Source organism: Pantoea phytobeneficialis (assembly GCF_009728735.1).
Classification (GTDB): Bacteria; Pseudomonadota; Gammaproteobacteria; order Enterobacterales; family Enterobacteriaceae; genus Pantoea; species Pantoea phytobeneficialis.
The window spans coordinates 3,561,793-3,578,156 of sequence record NZ_CP024636.1; the positions used below are offsets into that span (position 1 = coordinate 3,561,793).

14 protein-coding genes are annotated in these 16,364 nt (G+C 56.2%); 13 read left to right on the forward strand and 1 reads right to left on the reverse strand.

Annotated features, from left to right (window positions below; genetic code table 11):
* Window positions 1–35: 35 nt before the first annotated feature.
* The 10 genes from CTZ24_RS16410 (at window position 36) to ybiX (ending at window position 12,323) form a co-directional block, all read left to right on the forward strand.
* Window positions 36–1,667, forward strand: a complete 1,632-nt coding sequence (locus CTZ24_RS16410; RefSeq protein ID WP_208724090.1) for an ABC transporter ATP-binding protein — start codon at window positions 36–38, stop codon at window positions 1,665–1,667.
* A gap of 127 nt (window positions 1,668–1,794) precedes the next feature.
* Window positions 1,795–2,268: a MarR family winged helix-turn-helix transcriptional regulator gene (locus CTZ24_RS16415; RefSeq protein ID WP_021182825.1), complete on the forward strand. Its 474-nt coding sequence runs from the start codon at window positions 1,795–1,797 to the stop codon at window positions 2,266–2,268.
* A gap of 131 nt (window positions 2,269–2,399) precedes the next feature.
* A complete protein-coding gene (locus CTZ24_RS16420) occupies window positions 2,400–3,731 on the forward strand; it encodes an NAD(P)/FAD-dependent oxidoreductase (RefSeq protein ID WP_208724091.1) in 1,332 nt (443 codons plus the stop codon).
* A gap of 51 nt (window positions 3,732–3,782) precedes the next feature.
* Window positions 3,783–5,465 carry a peptide ABC transporter substrate-binding protein gene (locus tag CTZ24_RS16425; RefSeq protein WP_021182827.1) on the forward strand — a complete coding sequence of 561 codons (1,683 nt, stop codon included), beginning with the start codon at window positions 3,783–3,785 and terminating at the stop codon, window positions 5,463–5,465.
* Window positions 5,466–5,520: 55 nt separating this feature from the next.
* Window positions 5,521–6,471, forward strand: a complete 951-nt coding sequence (locus CTZ24_RS16430; protein WP_208724092.1) for an ABC transporter permease — start codon at window positions 5,521–5,523, stop codon at window positions 6,469–6,471.
* Between the two features lie 9 nt (window positions 6,472–6,480).
* Window positions 6,481–7,365, forward strand: coding sequence for an ABC transporter permease (locus CTZ24_RS16435; protein WP_021182829.1), 885 nt, complete (start codon window positions 6,481–6,483; stop codon window positions 7,363–7,365).
* A gap of 11 nt (window positions 7,366–7,376) precedes the next feature.
* Window positions 7,377–8,699: an NAD(P)/FAD-dependent oxidoreductase gene (locus CTZ24_RS16440; RefSeq protein ID WP_208724093.1), complete on the forward strand. Its 1,323-nt coding sequence runs from the start codon at window positions 7,377–7,379 to the stop codon at window positions 8,697–8,699.
* A 102-nt stretch (window positions 8,700–8,801) separates the two neighbouring features.
* A complete protein-coding gene (locus tag CTZ24_RS16445; protein WP_208724094.1) occupies window positions 8,802–8,969 on the forward strand; it encodes a hypothetical protein in 168 nt (55 codons plus the stop codon).
* A 325-nt stretch (window positions 8,970–9,294) separates the two neighbouring features.
* Window positions 9,295–11,574 (forward strand): catecholate siderophore receptor Fiu, encoded by a 2,280-nt coding sequence (locus CTZ24_RS16450; protein ID WP_208724095.1) that lies wholly within the window; start codon window positions 9,295–9,297, stop codon window positions 11,572–11,574.
* Between the two features lie 71 nt (window positions 11,575–11,645).
* Window positions 11,646–12,323, forward strand: coding sequence for a PKHD-type hydroxylase YbiX (ybiX, locus tag CTZ24_RS16455; RefSeq protein WP_021182833.1), 678 nt, complete (start codon window positions 11,646–11,648; stop codon window positions 12,321–12,323).
* 27 nt (window positions 12,324–12,350) lie between these two features.
* On the opposite strand, the gene CTZ24_RS16460 is transcribed toward ybiX, so the two are convergent.
* The gene (locus tag CTZ24_RS16460; protein WP_208724096.1) at window positions 12,351–13,238 is read right to left on the reverse strand and encodes a LysR family transcriptional regulator; all 888 of its coding nucleotides are present in this window, start codon (window positions 13,236–13,238) and stop codon (window positions 12,351–12,353) included.
* Window positions 13,239–13,450: 212 nt separating this feature from the next.
* Here CTZ24_RS16460 and CTZ24_RS16465 point away from each other — a divergent pair, with 212 nt between their 5' ends.
* From CTZ24_RS16465 to CTZ24_RS16475, 3 genes are read left to right on the forward strand one after another with little or no spacing between them, the layout of a single operon-like run.
* Complete coding sequence (locus tag CTZ24_RS16465) at window positions 13,451–14,938, forward strand: UbiD family decarboxylase (protein ID WP_208724097.1); 1,488 nt, start codon at window positions 13,451–13,453, stop codon at window positions 14,936–14,938.
* Window positions 14,939–14,947: 9 nt separating this feature from the next.
* Complete coding sequence (locus CTZ24_RS16470; RefSeq protein ID WP_208724098.1) at window positions 14,948–15,568, forward strand: UbiX family flavin prenyltransferase; 621 nt, start codon at window positions 14,948–14,950, stop codon at window positions 15,566–15,568.
* Window positions 15,565–16,284, forward strand: coding sequence for a DUF554 domain-containing protein (locus CTZ24_RS16475; protein ID WP_021182837.1), 720 nt, complete (start codon window positions 15,565–15,567; stop codon window positions 16,282–16,284). The genes CTZ24_RS16470 and CTZ24_RS16475 overlap by 4 nt, the downstream gene beginning before the upstream one ends.
* The last annotated feature ends 80 nt before the right edge of the window (window positions 16,285–16,364 follow it).

Genomic DNA, 16,364 nt, shown 5'->3' on the forward strand with positions numbered 1-16,364 from the left:
AAAAATTATTTTTCTGTGCAACCAGGAGCGTCAATATGGAAAAGCCTGACAACATCGCCCCGTTATTTTCCGTGCGCCAACTTTCGGTGGCGCTGCCCGCCGGGATGGACCGTCGCTTTGCGGTGGAAAATCTCAGCTTTGATCTGTGGCCGGGAGAAATTCTCTGCATTATCGGTGAATCCGGCTCGGGCAAATCCGTGACCGCCCATGCTGCTATGGGCCTGTTACCCAAAGCCCTGCGCGTGCAGGGTGGCGAGATCCTGTTGCGCGGCACCAATCTGCTGCAACAAACGCCGGAACAGTTGCGCCAGCTCCAGGGCAAAACCCTCGCCATCATTTTCCAGGACCCGCTGTCGGCCCTCAACCCATTGATGACCATCGGCGAGCAGATCGCGGAGGTGATGCTGGCGCACAACGTTGGCACTGCCGCGTCACGCCAGCAAAAAGTGCTGGCGCTGTTGGAAGAGGTGGGGCTGCCGGAGCCCGATAAAATCCAGCATCAACATCCGTTTCGCCTCTCCGGCGGGCAGCGTCAGCGGGTGATGATCGCCATGGCGCTGGCGCTCGACCCCGATGTGCTGATTGCGGATGAACCCACCACGGCGCTCGATGTCACCACACAGGCACAAATTCTGCGTCTGATTCGTGGCCTGCAACAGCGCAAGGCGATGAGCGTGATGTTTATTACCCACGATTTTGGCGTGGTGGAAGAGATTGCCGATCGGGTGATTGTGATGGAGAAGGGCCATATGGTGGAGTCCGGCCCGGCGCAGCAGGTGCTTAACGCGCCGCAACATCCCTATTCGCAAAAGCTGATTGCCGCCGTGCCCCGCATGCATGCCGGGGAAAAAGACATACGTAATACGCCAACGGTATTGCAGGTGAAAAACCTGGTAAAAACCTACCGCAGCGACGGCGGCTGGCTGAGCCGCAGCCGCGAAGTGAAGGCGCTGAACAACGTCAGCTTCAGCCTCAATAAGGGTGAAACTCTCGGTATTGTCGGGGAGTCCGGTTCGGGCAAATCGTCGCTCGGGCGGGTGCTGCTGAAGCTGTTGGCGGCCGATAGTGGCGAAATCCTGTTTGATGGCCGTGATATCCAGCCAATGAAAGAGAACGAATTCCGCCCGCTGCGCCGCTATATCCAGATGATTTTTCAGGATCCGTTTGCCTCGCTCAACCCACGTCACACCATTGGCACCATTCTGTCGGCTGGGCCGCTGGCGCTGGGTGGCATGACACCGCACGAAGTCGAACGCAAGGCGAAACAACTGTTGCAACGGGTTGGGCTGGATGCCAGTGCCTGGAACCGCTTCCCGCATGAGTTCTCCGGTGGCCAGCGCCAGCGTATCGGCATTGCGCGTGCGCTGATGTTCGATCCGGTGCTGCTGGTGGCTGATGAGTCGGTGTCGGCGCTGGATGTGTCAATTCAGGCACAGGTGCTGGAATTGTTGCGCAGCATTCAACAGCAAACCCAGGTGGCGATGATTTTTATTACCCATGATTTGCGCGTTGCCAGTCAGATTTGTGACCGCATCGCGGTGCTGTTCAAAGGTGAAATTGTCGAGCAGGGCACACCACAGGCGGTGTTCCGTGAGCCGCAGCATCGCTATACCCAACAGTTGGTTAGCGCCATTCCCGGTCATGCCGAAGAGCGGGTGGCATCTTAAGTGAAATTGGAAAAAGCTATGACAAAAGTCGTTGTCATTGTCCACTATCTCACCAATACTGGAGGAAAGTTTGTACTGCCCTAATCCCTTCTTCTGAGACGTTTTTTTCAGTTATGTGGAGCGCAGAATGACAAAACCAGCCGTACCTGCCGTTCCGCAACAGGCCACCGACGTGGATTTGGGACCCTTGGGTAATATGCTGAGTTTTTACATTCGCAGCATCAATATCGCCGTGTCGCGCGACCTTGACCAGCAGCTGGCCGGACTCGAAGTGGCGCGCGGCACCGGCAAAATCAGCACCCTGCTGGTGGTCGACCGCCACCCCGGTATTCGGCCTTCGGTGATTGCCGATGTGATCCAGCGCGACCGTTCCGCTATGGCGCGCCTGCTCGACCAGATGGAACAACAACAGTTGCTGAGGCGCGAAGCTGATCATAGCGATAACCGCTCTCAGGCATTGTTTCTTACCGAACATGGTCAGGCGCTGGCACAGCGTGTACGTGAGCTGACACAGCTACAGGAAGATCGTTTTTTTCAACGGCTGACGGCGAGAGAAAAACAGACCGTCATCCGTTTATTAAAAAAAGTCTTACAGCCGTAACGCAGTAATAAAATCGGATGATTACGGTGGGGAGAAATTAATTTTCCCCGCACGGTGAACTGTTGCCGAAATATCGCTGCGTGCGTCTGATGTCGGAAATTAATAACCGTCAATAACCTGTGGGAATAATTATGCCAGGTCCGTTTGTAGTACCCGTGCACGGCGATGTGACATTACCGGAAAAAGTCGATGTGGTGGTGATTGGCGGCGGCATTATTGGCTGCGCTACCGCGCTGGAAATTGCTGAGCAGGGCGTCAGTGTCGCACTGTGCGAAAAGGGCGGCATTGGTCATGAGCAGTCAAGCCGCAACTGGGGATGGGTGCGACTGGCACGGCGTGATCCGCGTGAAGTGCCGCTGATGGCTGAATCGCTGCGACTCTGGCAGCAACTGGATCAGCGTTTACAGGCGGATACCGGTTATCGGCGTGCAGGCATCACCTTTAACTGTGCTAACGACCAGGAATTCAGTGAACTGCAAAACTGGTCGCGCCATATGGATGGCACCGGCTTTCGTGCTGAGATGCTGGATCGTGACGGGGTCGCGAAACTGTTTCCCGGCCATAAAGTGCAGGGCGTTGGTGCACTCTACACCCCGGATGATGGCCGCGCCGAGCCGCAGAAAGCGGCCCCGGCCATTGCCGAAGCGGCGCGTCGCCACGGCGCTCATATTCTGACGGAGTGCGCGGTGCGCGGCATTGAAACCAGCGGTGGGCGGATTTCCGGGGTGGTAACCGAACGCGGTGCCATCGCCTGCCAGACGGTGGTGCTGGCAGGAGGCGCCTGGTCCAGTTTGATGGCACAACGTTTTGGCCTTTTTCTGCCGCAGCTCAAGGTATTAAACAGCGTGGTGCGCACTGAGCCACTACCCGGTGGCCCGGAAGCGGCATTCTGGACACGCGATTTTGCCATTCGCAAACGTCAGGACGGCGGCTACTCCATCGCCTCCGGTCATGAAAGTGAAGTGGATATTGTGCCGGACAGCTTCCGCTTTGCGCGTAACTTCCTGCCTGCGCTGCGCCATGAATGGGGTTCGTTGCGGCTGCGGCTGACCGGACGTTTCTATGACGAGTGGCGGATGGCACGCCACTGGCATCTGGATGAACCCAGCCCGTTTGAGTACTGCCGCGTACTGGACCTGCCGCCGTCGAAAAAACTCACCAATAACGTGCTGGAGCAACTGAAGCAGCAACTGCCGGCGCTGGCCGGACTGAAGGTGGCGCAACGCTGGGGCGGATGCATCGATGTGCTGCCCGACGCCATTCCGGTAATTTCCCATGTTGACCGCTATCCCGGCCTGGTGATGGCGACCGGCTTCTCGGGTCACGGCTTTGGCATTGGTCCGGGAGCCGGGCGTCTCACCGCCGATCTGGTGCTGAACCGCACGCCGGTGGTGGACCCGAAAGCGTTCCGTTTTTCACGTTTCACTGATGGTTCGAAGATTGAAATTATGACCGGCTACTAACTCTGATTGCCGCTGCGCGGCGTTGTGTTTCTGTTCACCTGAGGAAAAACGATGAGTGATAAGTTTGCAGATTCCCTGCCAAAAATTTCCCGTCGGCAGGCGCTGGTGTATCTGGCCTCCGGCACCGCCGCGATGGCGCTGCCAGGGCTGTTTGGCAGCAATGTCGCACGCGCGGCGATGACCGGAGCAGCCGGTAGCGGTGGACAGATGGTGGTCGGATTCTCGCAGGAACCGACGGTGTTCAACCCGTTGATGCCGCATATCGAGGTGGATGACGGTCTGCATTTCAGCCTGTTTGATCCGCTGTTCGGCGTTGATGAGAAAGGTAACTTCACCCCGGCACTGGCGACCGAAGTGCCAACCCAGGCTAATGGCGGCATCTCTGCCGATGGGCTGAATTTTCATCTCAAACTGCGCGATGGCGTGAAGTGGCACGATGGCCAGCCGTTCACTGCGGAAGACGTGAAGTTCACCCTTGAGTTGCTGGTGGACCCGAATTTCCGCAGCTGGAGCCGTTCCGGACATGAACTGGTGCGTGATATCACCATTGTCTCACCGACTGAAATCAAATGGCGGATGGAGAAACCCTATTCGCCTTACACCTCGATCCTCGCCGCCACCTTTATCATTCCCAAACACGGCTTTGCCAACGTGCAGGACAAAAACACCGCGCCGTTTAACAGCGCGCCGATTGGCACCGGACCGTTCAAGTGGCAGCAGCGCGTGCCGGGCGATCATATCGAACTGACCGCTAACAAAGAGTACTACGGTGATGGACCGAAGCTCGACCGTCTGATTTATAAGTACATCCCGGATCTCAACGTGATGTATACCCAGTTTGTCTCTGGCGATATCGATATCGCCGGGTTGCAGTGGATTTCAGCCGACCACTACGACGAGGCGAAAAAATTACCGGGGAAAGTGGTGGACGTATTCCAGAGCGCCACCATTGAGAACTTTGCGTTTAACCTCGCCCGTCCTCAGTTCCAGGACCCGGCCGTGCGAGAGGCGTTGTATTACGCCATTGATAAACAAACCATTATTGATGCGCTTTACTACGGACTGCCGAAACCGACCGAAACCTATATGCCGCGTCAGTCGGCCTATTTCAACGCCTCCCTCCCGGCACACGAATTCAATCTCGACAAGGCCAAAGCCCTGCTGGATAAAGCGGGCTGGAAACCGGGAGCGGGCGGTATTCGCGAAAAGAATGGCGTCAAACTGTCGTTTACCAACTCCACCACCGCTGGCAACCATCTGCGCGAACAGATGCAGCAGTTTATGCAGCAGAGCTTCCAGGAGATTGGTGTGGAGATGAAGATTTCCAACCTGCCACCGGCGGTGATGTGGGGGGATTACTGGATGCTGTCGAAGTTTGACAGCGCCATTGTCGGCCTGAATTACCTCACCGGCTCTGATCCCGATACTGCCACGTATATGCGTTCTGATGCCATCCCGGCGCAGGGGGGCGCGGGGCAGAATGTGTTCCAGTACAAAAATCCCGAAGTGGACAAACTGCTGGCGCAGGGCAGTGCCGAGTTCGCGCCGGAGCAACGCAAAGCGGCTTACCTGCAAATCCAGTCGCTGGTGCGGAAGGACATGCCATTCCTGACGCTGTTCAGCTTTGCCAACGTGCGCGGGCACAAAGAGGGCGCGGAGAATATCACGCCCAACATCAACGTGCGTATCGATAGCTGGAACGCCAACACCTGGTACTGGGATAAGAAAGCCTGATTCCATTCACAACGTGCGTGACGGGCAGGAAGCCGTCACGCCGGGGAGGAGAGCCGTGGGCGCATTTCTGTTACGACGTTGCGGTCAAAGCATCATTTTGTTGTTCCTGGTATCCATTATCGGTTTCGCTGCCCTCAATCTGGCACCGGGCGGGCCGTTGTCGCAATACGCCTTAACACCGGGGATGACCCAGGAGGCGATGCAGCGTATCGCCACACAGATGGGGCTGAACCGACCGTTGCCGGTGCAATATTTCGACTGGCTCAGTCATCTGCTGCGCGGTGACTGGGGGCGTTCATATCGCGATGGTCAGCCGGTCCTGAGCATCATTTTTTCGCATCTACCGGCGACGTTGTTGCTGATGTGCACCTCGATGGTGTTCTCGATCGCCATCGGTGTCTGGATCGGTATTCAGAGCGCCATCAAGCGCGATAGCCCGTTTGATCGCTTTGCCACTATGGGCGCGATGGTGGCGCTGTCGATTCCGACCTTCTGGTTCGGGCTGGTGGCGATCTACTTCTTTGCCCTGAAGCTGCAATGGCTGCCCGCCGGGAATATGTACACGGTGGGCGATGGTTCGCTGCTGGATGTGCTGCGCCATCTGGTGTTGCCGGTGCTGGTGCTGACCTTTGTTGATGTGGCGATCTGGAGTCGTTATATGCGCACCGCCACGCTGGAAGTGATCAATCAGGATTTCATCAAAACCGCGCGGGCCAAAGGGGTGCCGCCACGTCGCGTGCTGCTGAAGCATGTGGTAGGCAATGCGCTGTTACCGATGATCACCCTCGCCGGGATGCAGCTGCCGACCATTCTGGGCGGCGCGCTGGTGGCGGAGACGGTGTTTACCTGGCCGGGCATGGGGCGTCTGTTTCTCGATAGCCTTGGCTACAGCGATTATCCGGTGGTCATGGGGCTGCTGATGTGCTCGGCGATTCTGGTGCTGATTGGCAACCTGCTGGCGGATGTGATCACTGCGCTGGTCGATCCGCGTATTCGTCCCGCTTAAGGAGGCAAGATGGCATCTTCTGTGATTACGCCGCCGGTAACGCCTGTGCGCTGGCTACGCAACCGCACCTTACAACGCTTTGTGCGCCATAAACTGGCCTGCGCCAGCTTGTTGCTGATTATCCTGATGGCGCTGGCCTGCGCGTTTGGCCCGTCGCTGCTGCCGTTTGATGACTTGCATATTGACCTGCGTGCACGCTTCGCACCGCCGTTGACTGGCTGGCACTGGCTCGGTACCGATCCGCTCGGGCGTGATTTGCTGGCGCGCCTGTTGATGGCCGGGCGTATTTCGCTGCTGGTGGGTTTCTTTGCCATGGTGCTGAGCATCATGCTCGGAACCCTGGTCGGCATTGTGGCCGGCTACTACGGTGGTCGTGTCGGTGCCGTGCTGATGCGTATCGTCGATGCCTTTCTGGCCTTTCCCAGCGTGTTTCTGTTGCTGGCGCTGGCGGCGTTTATCAAGCCCGATCCGGCAATGATCACGGTGATTATCGCCGTCACCAGTTGGATGGAAGTAGCGCGTATCGTTGAGGCCGAGGTGCGCTCGTTGCGTGAACGTGAATACATCCTGGCGGCACGGATGCTGGGGCTTTCCGGCCGCTGGATTATGTTCCGTGAGCTGCTGCCGAATGTGGTCGGGCCGATTATCGTGGCAGCCACGCTGACGGTGGCGCGCGCCATCCTGCTGGAAGCCTATATCAGCTTTCTCGGTTACGGTATCCAGCCGCCGTTGCCCAGTTGGGGCAATATGCTGAACGGCGCGCAGCAGTATCTGATCCGTGCGCCCTGGCTGGCGCTGGTGCCGGGCATCGCCATTACGCTGGCGGTGACCTGCTTTAACTTCATTGGTGATGGGCTGCGCGATGCGCTGGACGCCCGCAGCGACAAAGAGTGAGGTGATGCGCAATGGCCCGATTCTCCCCGTTCGAAGATTCGTTGTGGTTTGCCACGGCGGCACCCGCGCCTGACTTGCCCTCCTTGCAGGGAGAACATCGCGCGGATGTCTGCATCGTGGGTGGTGGTTATACCGGGCTGACCACCGCGCTGACGCTGGCAAAACAAGGCGTGAAGGTCATGCTGCTGGAAGCTCAGCAGGCGGGATTTGGTGGCTCCGGGCGCAATGCCGGGCACTGCACCCCAACGTTTACCCATTTCTCGCTGCCGGAACTGCGTCGCTTGCTGGGGGAGCCCTGGGCTGAGCGGTTAATCAGACGCCAGACCCAGGCCAATCACCAGGTCAGCGCGATGATCCGCGATTATCACATTGATTGTGAATGGCAACAGAACGGCTATCTCCAGGCGGCGGCGCGACCGGGTGCGATGAAGTTGATTGAGGAAAAAGCGCGTCAGTACAACGCGGTTGGGGCGCATACCGAAGCGGTGGATGCGGCGCAGGCGGAGCGCATCAGCGGCAGTCCGCGTTTTTATGGTGGCTGGTTTCATCATGAAGGGGGACATCTTAATCCGCTCGGCTATGCGCGTGGTCTGGCGCGGGCCGTGGGGCAGGAGGGCGGCGAAGTTTACTGTGCCTCTCCGGTTAGCGAGGTGAAAAAGCAGGGAACAGCCTGGCAGGTGATCACACCACAAGGTCATGTGCTGGCAGATAAAGTGATTTTCGCCACCGGGGCGTACACCGTGGCCGGCTGGCCACAACTGGAACAGAGTTTTCGCATCATGCGGGTGTTTGTCGCCGCCACTCAGCCACTGGATGCGGCACTGCGCAGCAAGGTATTGCCACTAAACACCACTATTCATGACGGTCGTGGTGATATCTATGTCTACAAATATAACCAGCAAGGGCGCATCGTCGCCTCAATGTTCCCGATGGGGCGGCGTGGGCGCGAGATGAATTATACCCATCAGGTGATGAGCGATCGCCTGTGCTGGCTGCATCCGGCCATCGGGCAGCCGCTGCGCTGGGACTATTTCTGGTACGGCGAGCTCGATATGCAGCAACGAACCATTCCGCGTTTATATCAACTGGCACCCGGCGTCGTGGCGCTGACGGGCCTCTCCGGGCGTGGCGTACCGACCGGCAGTATGCTCGGCGGCATTCTGGCGGAGTGGGCGCTGGACATGCCCGCGAGCGAGTTGGCACTGAAGATTGAACCGTTGCATAAAGCGCCGTTCTGGATGGGTTTTGGCCCGCAATTGACGTTGCGTTATTACCGCGCGCGGGACTGGCTGCGTTGTCGTATCGAAGGTGCTGCGCTGCCCCCGCATGCCTGACGTTATATGCAATTTGTAGCATTGAAGCGCAGAACTTCTTGTTTTGGTTATATGGCGGATTGCGCTTAACTGACAGGGTCAAACATTTCTGGAGAACTGCCGATGAAAAAGTTACTGCTACAGTGGTTTAATCGCCTGGTGGAGCCACAGTCTGCCGGGGTCGAACAAGACGAGGTGGATTTCAGTAAACATATTGAGCTGCTGATCCCGGTAAGCCAACTGTATGGTATTGAATTTCATCCGACGGTTTACCGTTACTATGAAAGATGAATGCTTCCATCTGTTATGACGCGCGATAAATCGCGCCGCTACGTATCGCTCGAAACCGTAGCGGCGCGATTTATCGCGCTTTTTTTTTTGCCCATTTCTGACGAATTTATGCACATTGTTTAAATAATTCTTACAAACCCTCCTCACTTCCTTCAATTGTATTGAATTCGTAATGTTAGCGTAAAGAAATGTGTTTCCTTACCGTTGCGCTCATGCAAAAATACGAAAGTAAATGATAACCATTCTTCTTATCATTTGAGGTGCGGGCCATTTTGTACGGCCCGTTGTGCGCGTCAATAACTACAACGAACCCACACTTTTCAAAATGGATAAAAATCGCAACCTGCCATTTGGCAGCTTTAACTCGCTGACCTTGTTTACCGGGCTGTGCATCGGGATCTCGCCAGCCGCCGCGCTGGCCGCTGACAACACCACCAAAAAGAACGACGATACCCTGGTGGTGGAGGCACAAACGCCTTCACTCTATTCTCCTGGCGTATCCGCCGATCCTAAATTTACCCAACCGCTGGTGGATACCACCCGTACCATCACGGTGATCCCTGACCAGGTGATTAAAGATCAGGGTGTGAATAACCTGACTGATGCACTGAAAAACGTTCCGGGTGTCGGGGCGTTTTATGCCGGGGAGAACGGCAGTTCATCGACCGGCGATGCGGTGTATATGCGTGGCATGGATACCTCCAACAGCATCTACGTTGACGGTATCCGTGATATTGGCAGCGTGACGCGCGATACCTTTAACACCGAGCAGGTGGAAGTGATCAAAGGCCCGTCAGGCACCGACTATGGCCGTAGCGCGCCGTCCGGCTCCATCAACATGATCAGCAAACAGCCGCGCCTTGATACCGGCCTGGATGCGTCGGTCAGCGTGGGTAGCGCCTGGATGCGTCGTGGGACACTGGATTACAACCAGGCGATCAGCGATAACGCTGCGTTCCGCCTCAATTTAATGGGTGAAAAAACCCATGATGCCGGTCGCGATAATATCCAGAATGAACGTTATGGCGTGGCACCCTCATTGGCGTTTGGCCTTGATACCTCTACTCGCCTGTACCTCAATTATCTGCACGTTCACCAGAACAACACGCCGGACGGCGGCATTCCGACCATCGGGCTGCCGGGCTACTCTTCGCCTACCGCAGCGTCCTCAGCGCTGAATACGTCTGGCAAAGTCGCGACCAGTAACTATTACGGCACCGATTCAGATTTCGATAAATCCACCACCGATACGGTGACCATGCGTTTCGAGCATGACCTGTCGGATAGCACCACCATCCGTAACACCACGCGCTGGTCACGGGTGAAGCAGGAGTATCTGCTGACGGCGGTGATGGGCAGCACCATTGGCATGCCGAACCCGAACGATGTCAGCACCTGGACCTGGACGCGTAACGTCAACCTGAAAGACGTCAGTAACCGCATCCTGACCAACCAGACCAATATCACCTCGAAGTTCTTTACCGGTTCGGTCGGGCATGATGTCAGCGCCGGGGTAGAGTTTACTCGTGAGAACCAGACCAACTACGGTGTCACCCCGATTACCGCACCTGTCGTGAATATCTACCATCCGATCAGCAGCATTTCGCTGGGTGGGTTGAATCGCAACGGTGCTAATGCCAACGGCCAGACCGACACCTTTGGTATCTACGCCTTCGATACGCTGGCGATCACCAAAAACTTTGAGCTGAACGGCGGCATTCGTCTCGACAATTATCACACCGATTATGACAGTGCCACCGCCTGTGGTGGCACCGGACGTGGTGCGCTGGCCTGTCCGGCGGGCGTGGCGACCGGTACGCCGGTTACCACAGTCGATACCGCGAAATCAGGCAATCTGGTCAACTGGAAAGCCGGTGCCCTGTATCGTCTGACCGAGCATGGTAACGTCTACGTTAACTACGCGATTTCCCAGCAACCGCCGGGTGGCAGCAACTTTGCGCTGGCTGCGGGTGGCACCGGCAATAGCGCCAACCGTACCGATTTCAAACCGCAGAAAGCCAAATCCAGCGAAGTGGGCACCAAGTGGGAAGTGTTGGATAAACGTTTGCTGTTGAATGCGGCGCTGTTCCGTACCGATATTGAGAACGAAGTGTCCGCCAATGACGATGGCACCTACTCGCAATACGGTAAGAAACGTGTTGAAGGTTATGAGCTGTCGGCCACCGGCAATATCACCCCGGACTGGCAGGTGATCGCTGGTTATACCCTGCAACATGCTTCTGTAACCGAGGGCGCCAGCGTGGCGCAGGATGGTTCATCGGCGCTGGCGTATACGCCGAAGCACGCCTTCACCCTGTGGACCAACTATCAGGCCACCGATGCACTGTCAGTGGGAGCCGGTGCACGTTATGTTGGCAGCCTGCGTCGCGGTAGCGATGGTGCGGTGGGCACGCCAGACCACACCGAAGGATACTGGGTAGCAGACGCGAAGCTGGGCTATAAGGTGAATAACAACCTTGATTTGCAGCTTAACGTCTACAACGTTTTCGACACCAACTATGTTGCCTCCATCAACAAGAGTGGTTACCGCTACCATCCGGGTGAGCCGCGTACCTTCCTGTTGACGGCTAACGTGCATTTCTAACGGCTGTAGCGGCGCGATAAATCGCGCCGCTACCTATGTGCTAATCCCACGTTTTAAGAGAGAACAACGCGATGATGTATCACATTCCTGCCGTGCTCACGCCGGAAGAGGTCGCCAGTTTCACCACGCTGCTGCAACAGGCCGAGTGGGTAGATGGCCGGGTAACGGTCGGCAGCCAGGGTGCCACCGTGAAAAATAACCAGCAGATCGACACCCGTACGCCGCTCTATGATCGGTTGCAGGCGGCGGTGTTGCAGGCATTGAACAACAACCCGCTGTTCTTTTCCGCCGCGTTACCACGCAGCATTTCCACACCGCTATTCAATCGTTATGAGCAGGGGGAAACCTACGGTTTTCATGTCGATGGGGCGGTGCGTCACAACGGCGCGGCAGGCTGGATGCGCACCGATCTTTCCGCCACGCTGTTCCTGTGCGAACCAGAGAGCTATGACGGTGGCGAACTGGTAATTGAAGACACCTACGGCCAGCACAAGGTTAAACTGCCCGCCGGGCATCTGGTGTTGTATCCCTCCAGCAGCCTGCACTGCGTGACACCGGTGACGCGTGGCGCGCGTGTCGCATCATTCCTGTGGATTCAGTCGATGGTGCGCGATGACAAACAACGCGCAATGTTGTTTGAGCTGGACCGCAATATTCAGAGCCTGAAAGCGCGTCACGGCGACAGCGAAGAATTGCTGTCGCTGCTGAATATGTATCACAACCTGCTGCGTGGCTGGACCGAGGTGTAGCGGCGCGATTTATCGCGCTGTGAGTGCCTATTGTGTCAGCTCACGGGCAAACTGGATAAAGTCATGTAACGCTTTATTCTTTATCTCCCGCTGCCAGCTCATGGTCAGCGTTGAAGTGGCATGCTGATCCTGCAAAAAACAGTAGGCCACGTCGGGTATCATTACCGAACGCTGGGTTTCGGGTACCAGCGTGACCCCCATCCCCATCGACACCAGACCGATAGCCACCGAGACATCACGGGTGGGTTGGATTTTCTGTGGCACAAATCCCGCCTGCTGGCAGGCGTTCAGCGCTGACCAGCCCAGGCCAACCCCAGGCGGATCTTCCTGCATCAAAAAGGGTTCAGCAGCAAGTTGTGACAACGCAATGCGCGGCTGGGAAGCCAGCGGGTGGCGACGTGGGAGCACCGCAATCAACGGGCGGGTGGCGAGATCGAGATAGTCCAGATGATCATATCGTGGCACCGGTGAGCGTACCAGGGCGATATCTATTTGATTAGTTAACAGAAGTGTAAGCTGTTCGTGAACATTGCGTTCTTCAATCACGATATCAATGCCTGGTTTACGCTGGCGATAACCATTAATTAACAGCGTGAGTGCCGGGTCGAGTATCGAAGAACCGACGTAACCAAGCTTGATCTGCCCGCGATATCCCAGGCGTAAACTGCGCGCATTTTCGCGGAACTTGGTGTAATGACTGGATGCGATACGTGCCTCTTCCACCAGTTGCTCACCTTCAAACGTCAGCGCCACATGCCGCCGGTCACGGGTGAATAGCGCAAGATCCAGCTCCTTTTCCAGCGCCTTGATGTACTGGCTCAGCGCCGGTTGAGCGATGTTCAGACGCAGTGCCGACTTGCCAAAATGCAGCTCCTCCGCCAGTACGACAAAGGCGTGTAAATGTCGGTAATCCATCGATGTCCTCCTGATTTTTACTGATAATAACTCTTTATCAAAACGCTAGGTATTATTATTGGACTCTTATCAGTGATCCTCTAACACTGTGGGGGTAACGACGGGAGGTGCCGGTTCTATGCCACTGAATTCGCTCCTGTTGTTCTCAAGGTGTGCCAGCGCCTGTCTGCGCCGATGCATCACCGGTTACCACGACCAAGAGGGACATTGAGATGTCTGAGAAGCAAGTAAAAGTCACCGATTTACGTTCCGCGCTGGAGGTGTTAAGCCAGTACGATGATGAATTGATTTACACCGATGAACCTGTAGATCCGATCGCGGAATTATCCGGCGTTTACCGTTATGTCGGTGCACACGGCACGGTAAAACGTCCGACGCAAATCGGCCCGGCGATGATTTTCAACAAAATCAAAGGCTACAACGATATGCGCGTGCTTATCGGCCTGCTGTCTTCACGTAAACGTGTGGCACGCCTGTTTGGCACCACACCGGAAAATCTGGCGTTTATGCTGAAAGATTCGGTCGCTAACCCGATCGCGCCGATTGTTATCCCGCGTGAACAAGCGGTATCTCAGGAAGTGGTGCATCTGGCCAGCGATCCGAACTTCGATATCCTGAAAATCCTGCCTGCGCCAACCAACACCCCGGAAGATGCCGGCCCTTATTTCACCCTCGGTATGTGTTACGCCGCCGATCCGGAAACCGGTGAACACGACGTCACCATCCATCGCCTGTGCGTGCAAAGCAAAGACGAAATCTCGATGTATTTCGTGCCAGGCCGTCACCTCGATACTTTCCGTCAGAAAGCTGAAGCGGCCGGTAAACCGCTGCCGATCTCTATCAGCATCGGTGTCGATCCGGCGATTGAGATTGGTGCCTGTTTTGAACCGCCAACAACGCCGCTGGGCTTTGATGAATTGTCGATTGCCGGCAGCCTGCGTAACCAGGCCGTTGAGTTAGCAGAATGTCTGACCGTGAAAGCACGCGCCATCGCCAATGCGGAAGTGGTGATTGAAGGTGAGTTGCTGCCCGGTGTACGTGTACGTGAAGACCAGAACACCAATTCCGGCAAAGCGATGCCTGAATTCCCCGGTTATACCGGTGCGGCACAGGCTCAGGTGCCGGTGATCAAAGTCAAAGCCATTACCCATCGTCGTTCACCGATCCTGCAAACCTGTATTGGCCCCAGCGATGAACACACCAATATGGCCGGTATCCCGACTGAAGCCAGTATTTTGCAGATGGTGGAACGCGCGCTGCCAGGTTTCGTGCAGACCGTACACTGTCCGACACCGGGCACAGGCAAATATCTGGCGGTGTTGCAGGTGAAAAAACGCACCCCGGCGGATGAAGGTCGTCAGCGTCAGGCGGCACTGCTGGCGTTCTCCGCCTTCTCTGAGCTGAAACATGTGATGCTGGTGGATGAAGACGTCGATGTGTTTGATATTAACGATGTGATCTGGGCGATGACCACCCGTTATCAGGGCGATGTCGATACCGTGTTTATTCCGGGTGTACGTTGCCATCCGCTTGATCCGTCCTCTGATCCGGCCTACAGCCCGTCAGTACGCGACCACGGTATTGCCTGCAAAACTATCTTTGACTGCACCGTGCCTTACCACCTGAAAGCTAACTTCCACCGTAGCGAATTCCTCGAAGTGGATGTGAATCGCTTCATCCCAGGTTTCAACAAAAAATAAGGAGGCAGCATGTCAGGGTCTGTCATTCGAAGCAGCGGTAAACCACGGGTTATTGTTGGCATTAGCGGAGCGTCTGGTTTTTCCTATGGCGTACAGGCATTGCGTTATTTGCGTCAGCTGGAGGTGGAGAGCCATCTGGTGATCTCGCCAGCCGGGCACCTCAATCGCGAACATGAAACCGATCTTACTGCTGAAGATGTCGCGGAAATGGCCGATGTGGTTTATCCCATCCGTGCCGTCGGGGCCGCCATTGCCAGTGGCTCATTCCGCACCCTTGGCATGCTGGTGGCTCCGTGTTCGATGCACACCCTGGCGGCTATCGCCAATGGCCTGACCGACAATCTGCTGACGCGTGCAGCCGATGTGGTGTTGAAAGAACGCCGTCGCCTGGTGTTAATGGTGCGGGAAACGCCGCTTCACTTGGGGCATATCCGTAATATGCAGCAGGCGACGGAATCCGGCGCGATTGTGTTTCCGCCGGTGCCCGCGCTTTATGCGCGGCCACAAACTGTTGAAGAGATAATTGCGCACAGCGTGGCGCGTGCTCTGGGGCTGATGGATCTGGATTGTGCCGATCTGCCGCGCTGGGGGGAAGACGTGACTTTAATGACCAGGAGTAATAAATCGTGATTATAGGACCCTATATTAATGGCTCTGCCGTGCTGATCGGCGGCATTGTCGGTGCGTTGCTCAGTTCGCGTCTGCCAGAACGCATCAGAACCTCGATGCCGCTGATCTTCGGTGCAGCTTCCATGTGTATGGGGATTGTTCTGGTGGTGAAAGTCAGCCATATGCCGGTGATGGTGTTATCGGTGATCCTGGGGGCGTTGCTGGGTGAGCTGTGTTATCTGGAAAAAGGTATCGGTAAGCTCGGCAGCAAAGCGCGTGGACTGGTCGAGATGTTCGTCAGTTCCGGCGAACAGGATAAGGAGTCGCAGGAGCAGTTCCTGCAAAGTTATGTGGCGATCATCGTGCTGTTTTGCGCCAGCGGCACCGGGATTTTCGGTTCGATGCATGAAGGGATGACCGGTGACACCAGCGTCCTGATTGCAAAATCCTTTCTCGACTTGTTTACCGCCGCGATTTTTGCCACGTCGCTCGGTTTCGCGGTGGCGGTGGTTGCGGTGCCTCAGCTGATTATTCAGCTACTGCTCGCCTATGGTGCGGTGTTTATCCTGCCGTTAACCACGCCCGCGATGCAGGCTGATTTCTCGGCGGTTGGCGGCGTATTAATGTTCGCCACAGGCTTTCGCATTTGCGGCATTAAAATCTTCCCGGTCGCCAATATGTTGCCTGCTCTGGTGCTGGCGATGCCAATCTCTTCTTTATGGACCAGCTTCTTTTAAATCAGGAGGGTAAAAAACAATTATATCGGGGATGGAAAAGTCATTAAACCAGGGGCCGGAAAGTAACGGTGTTTATTTCC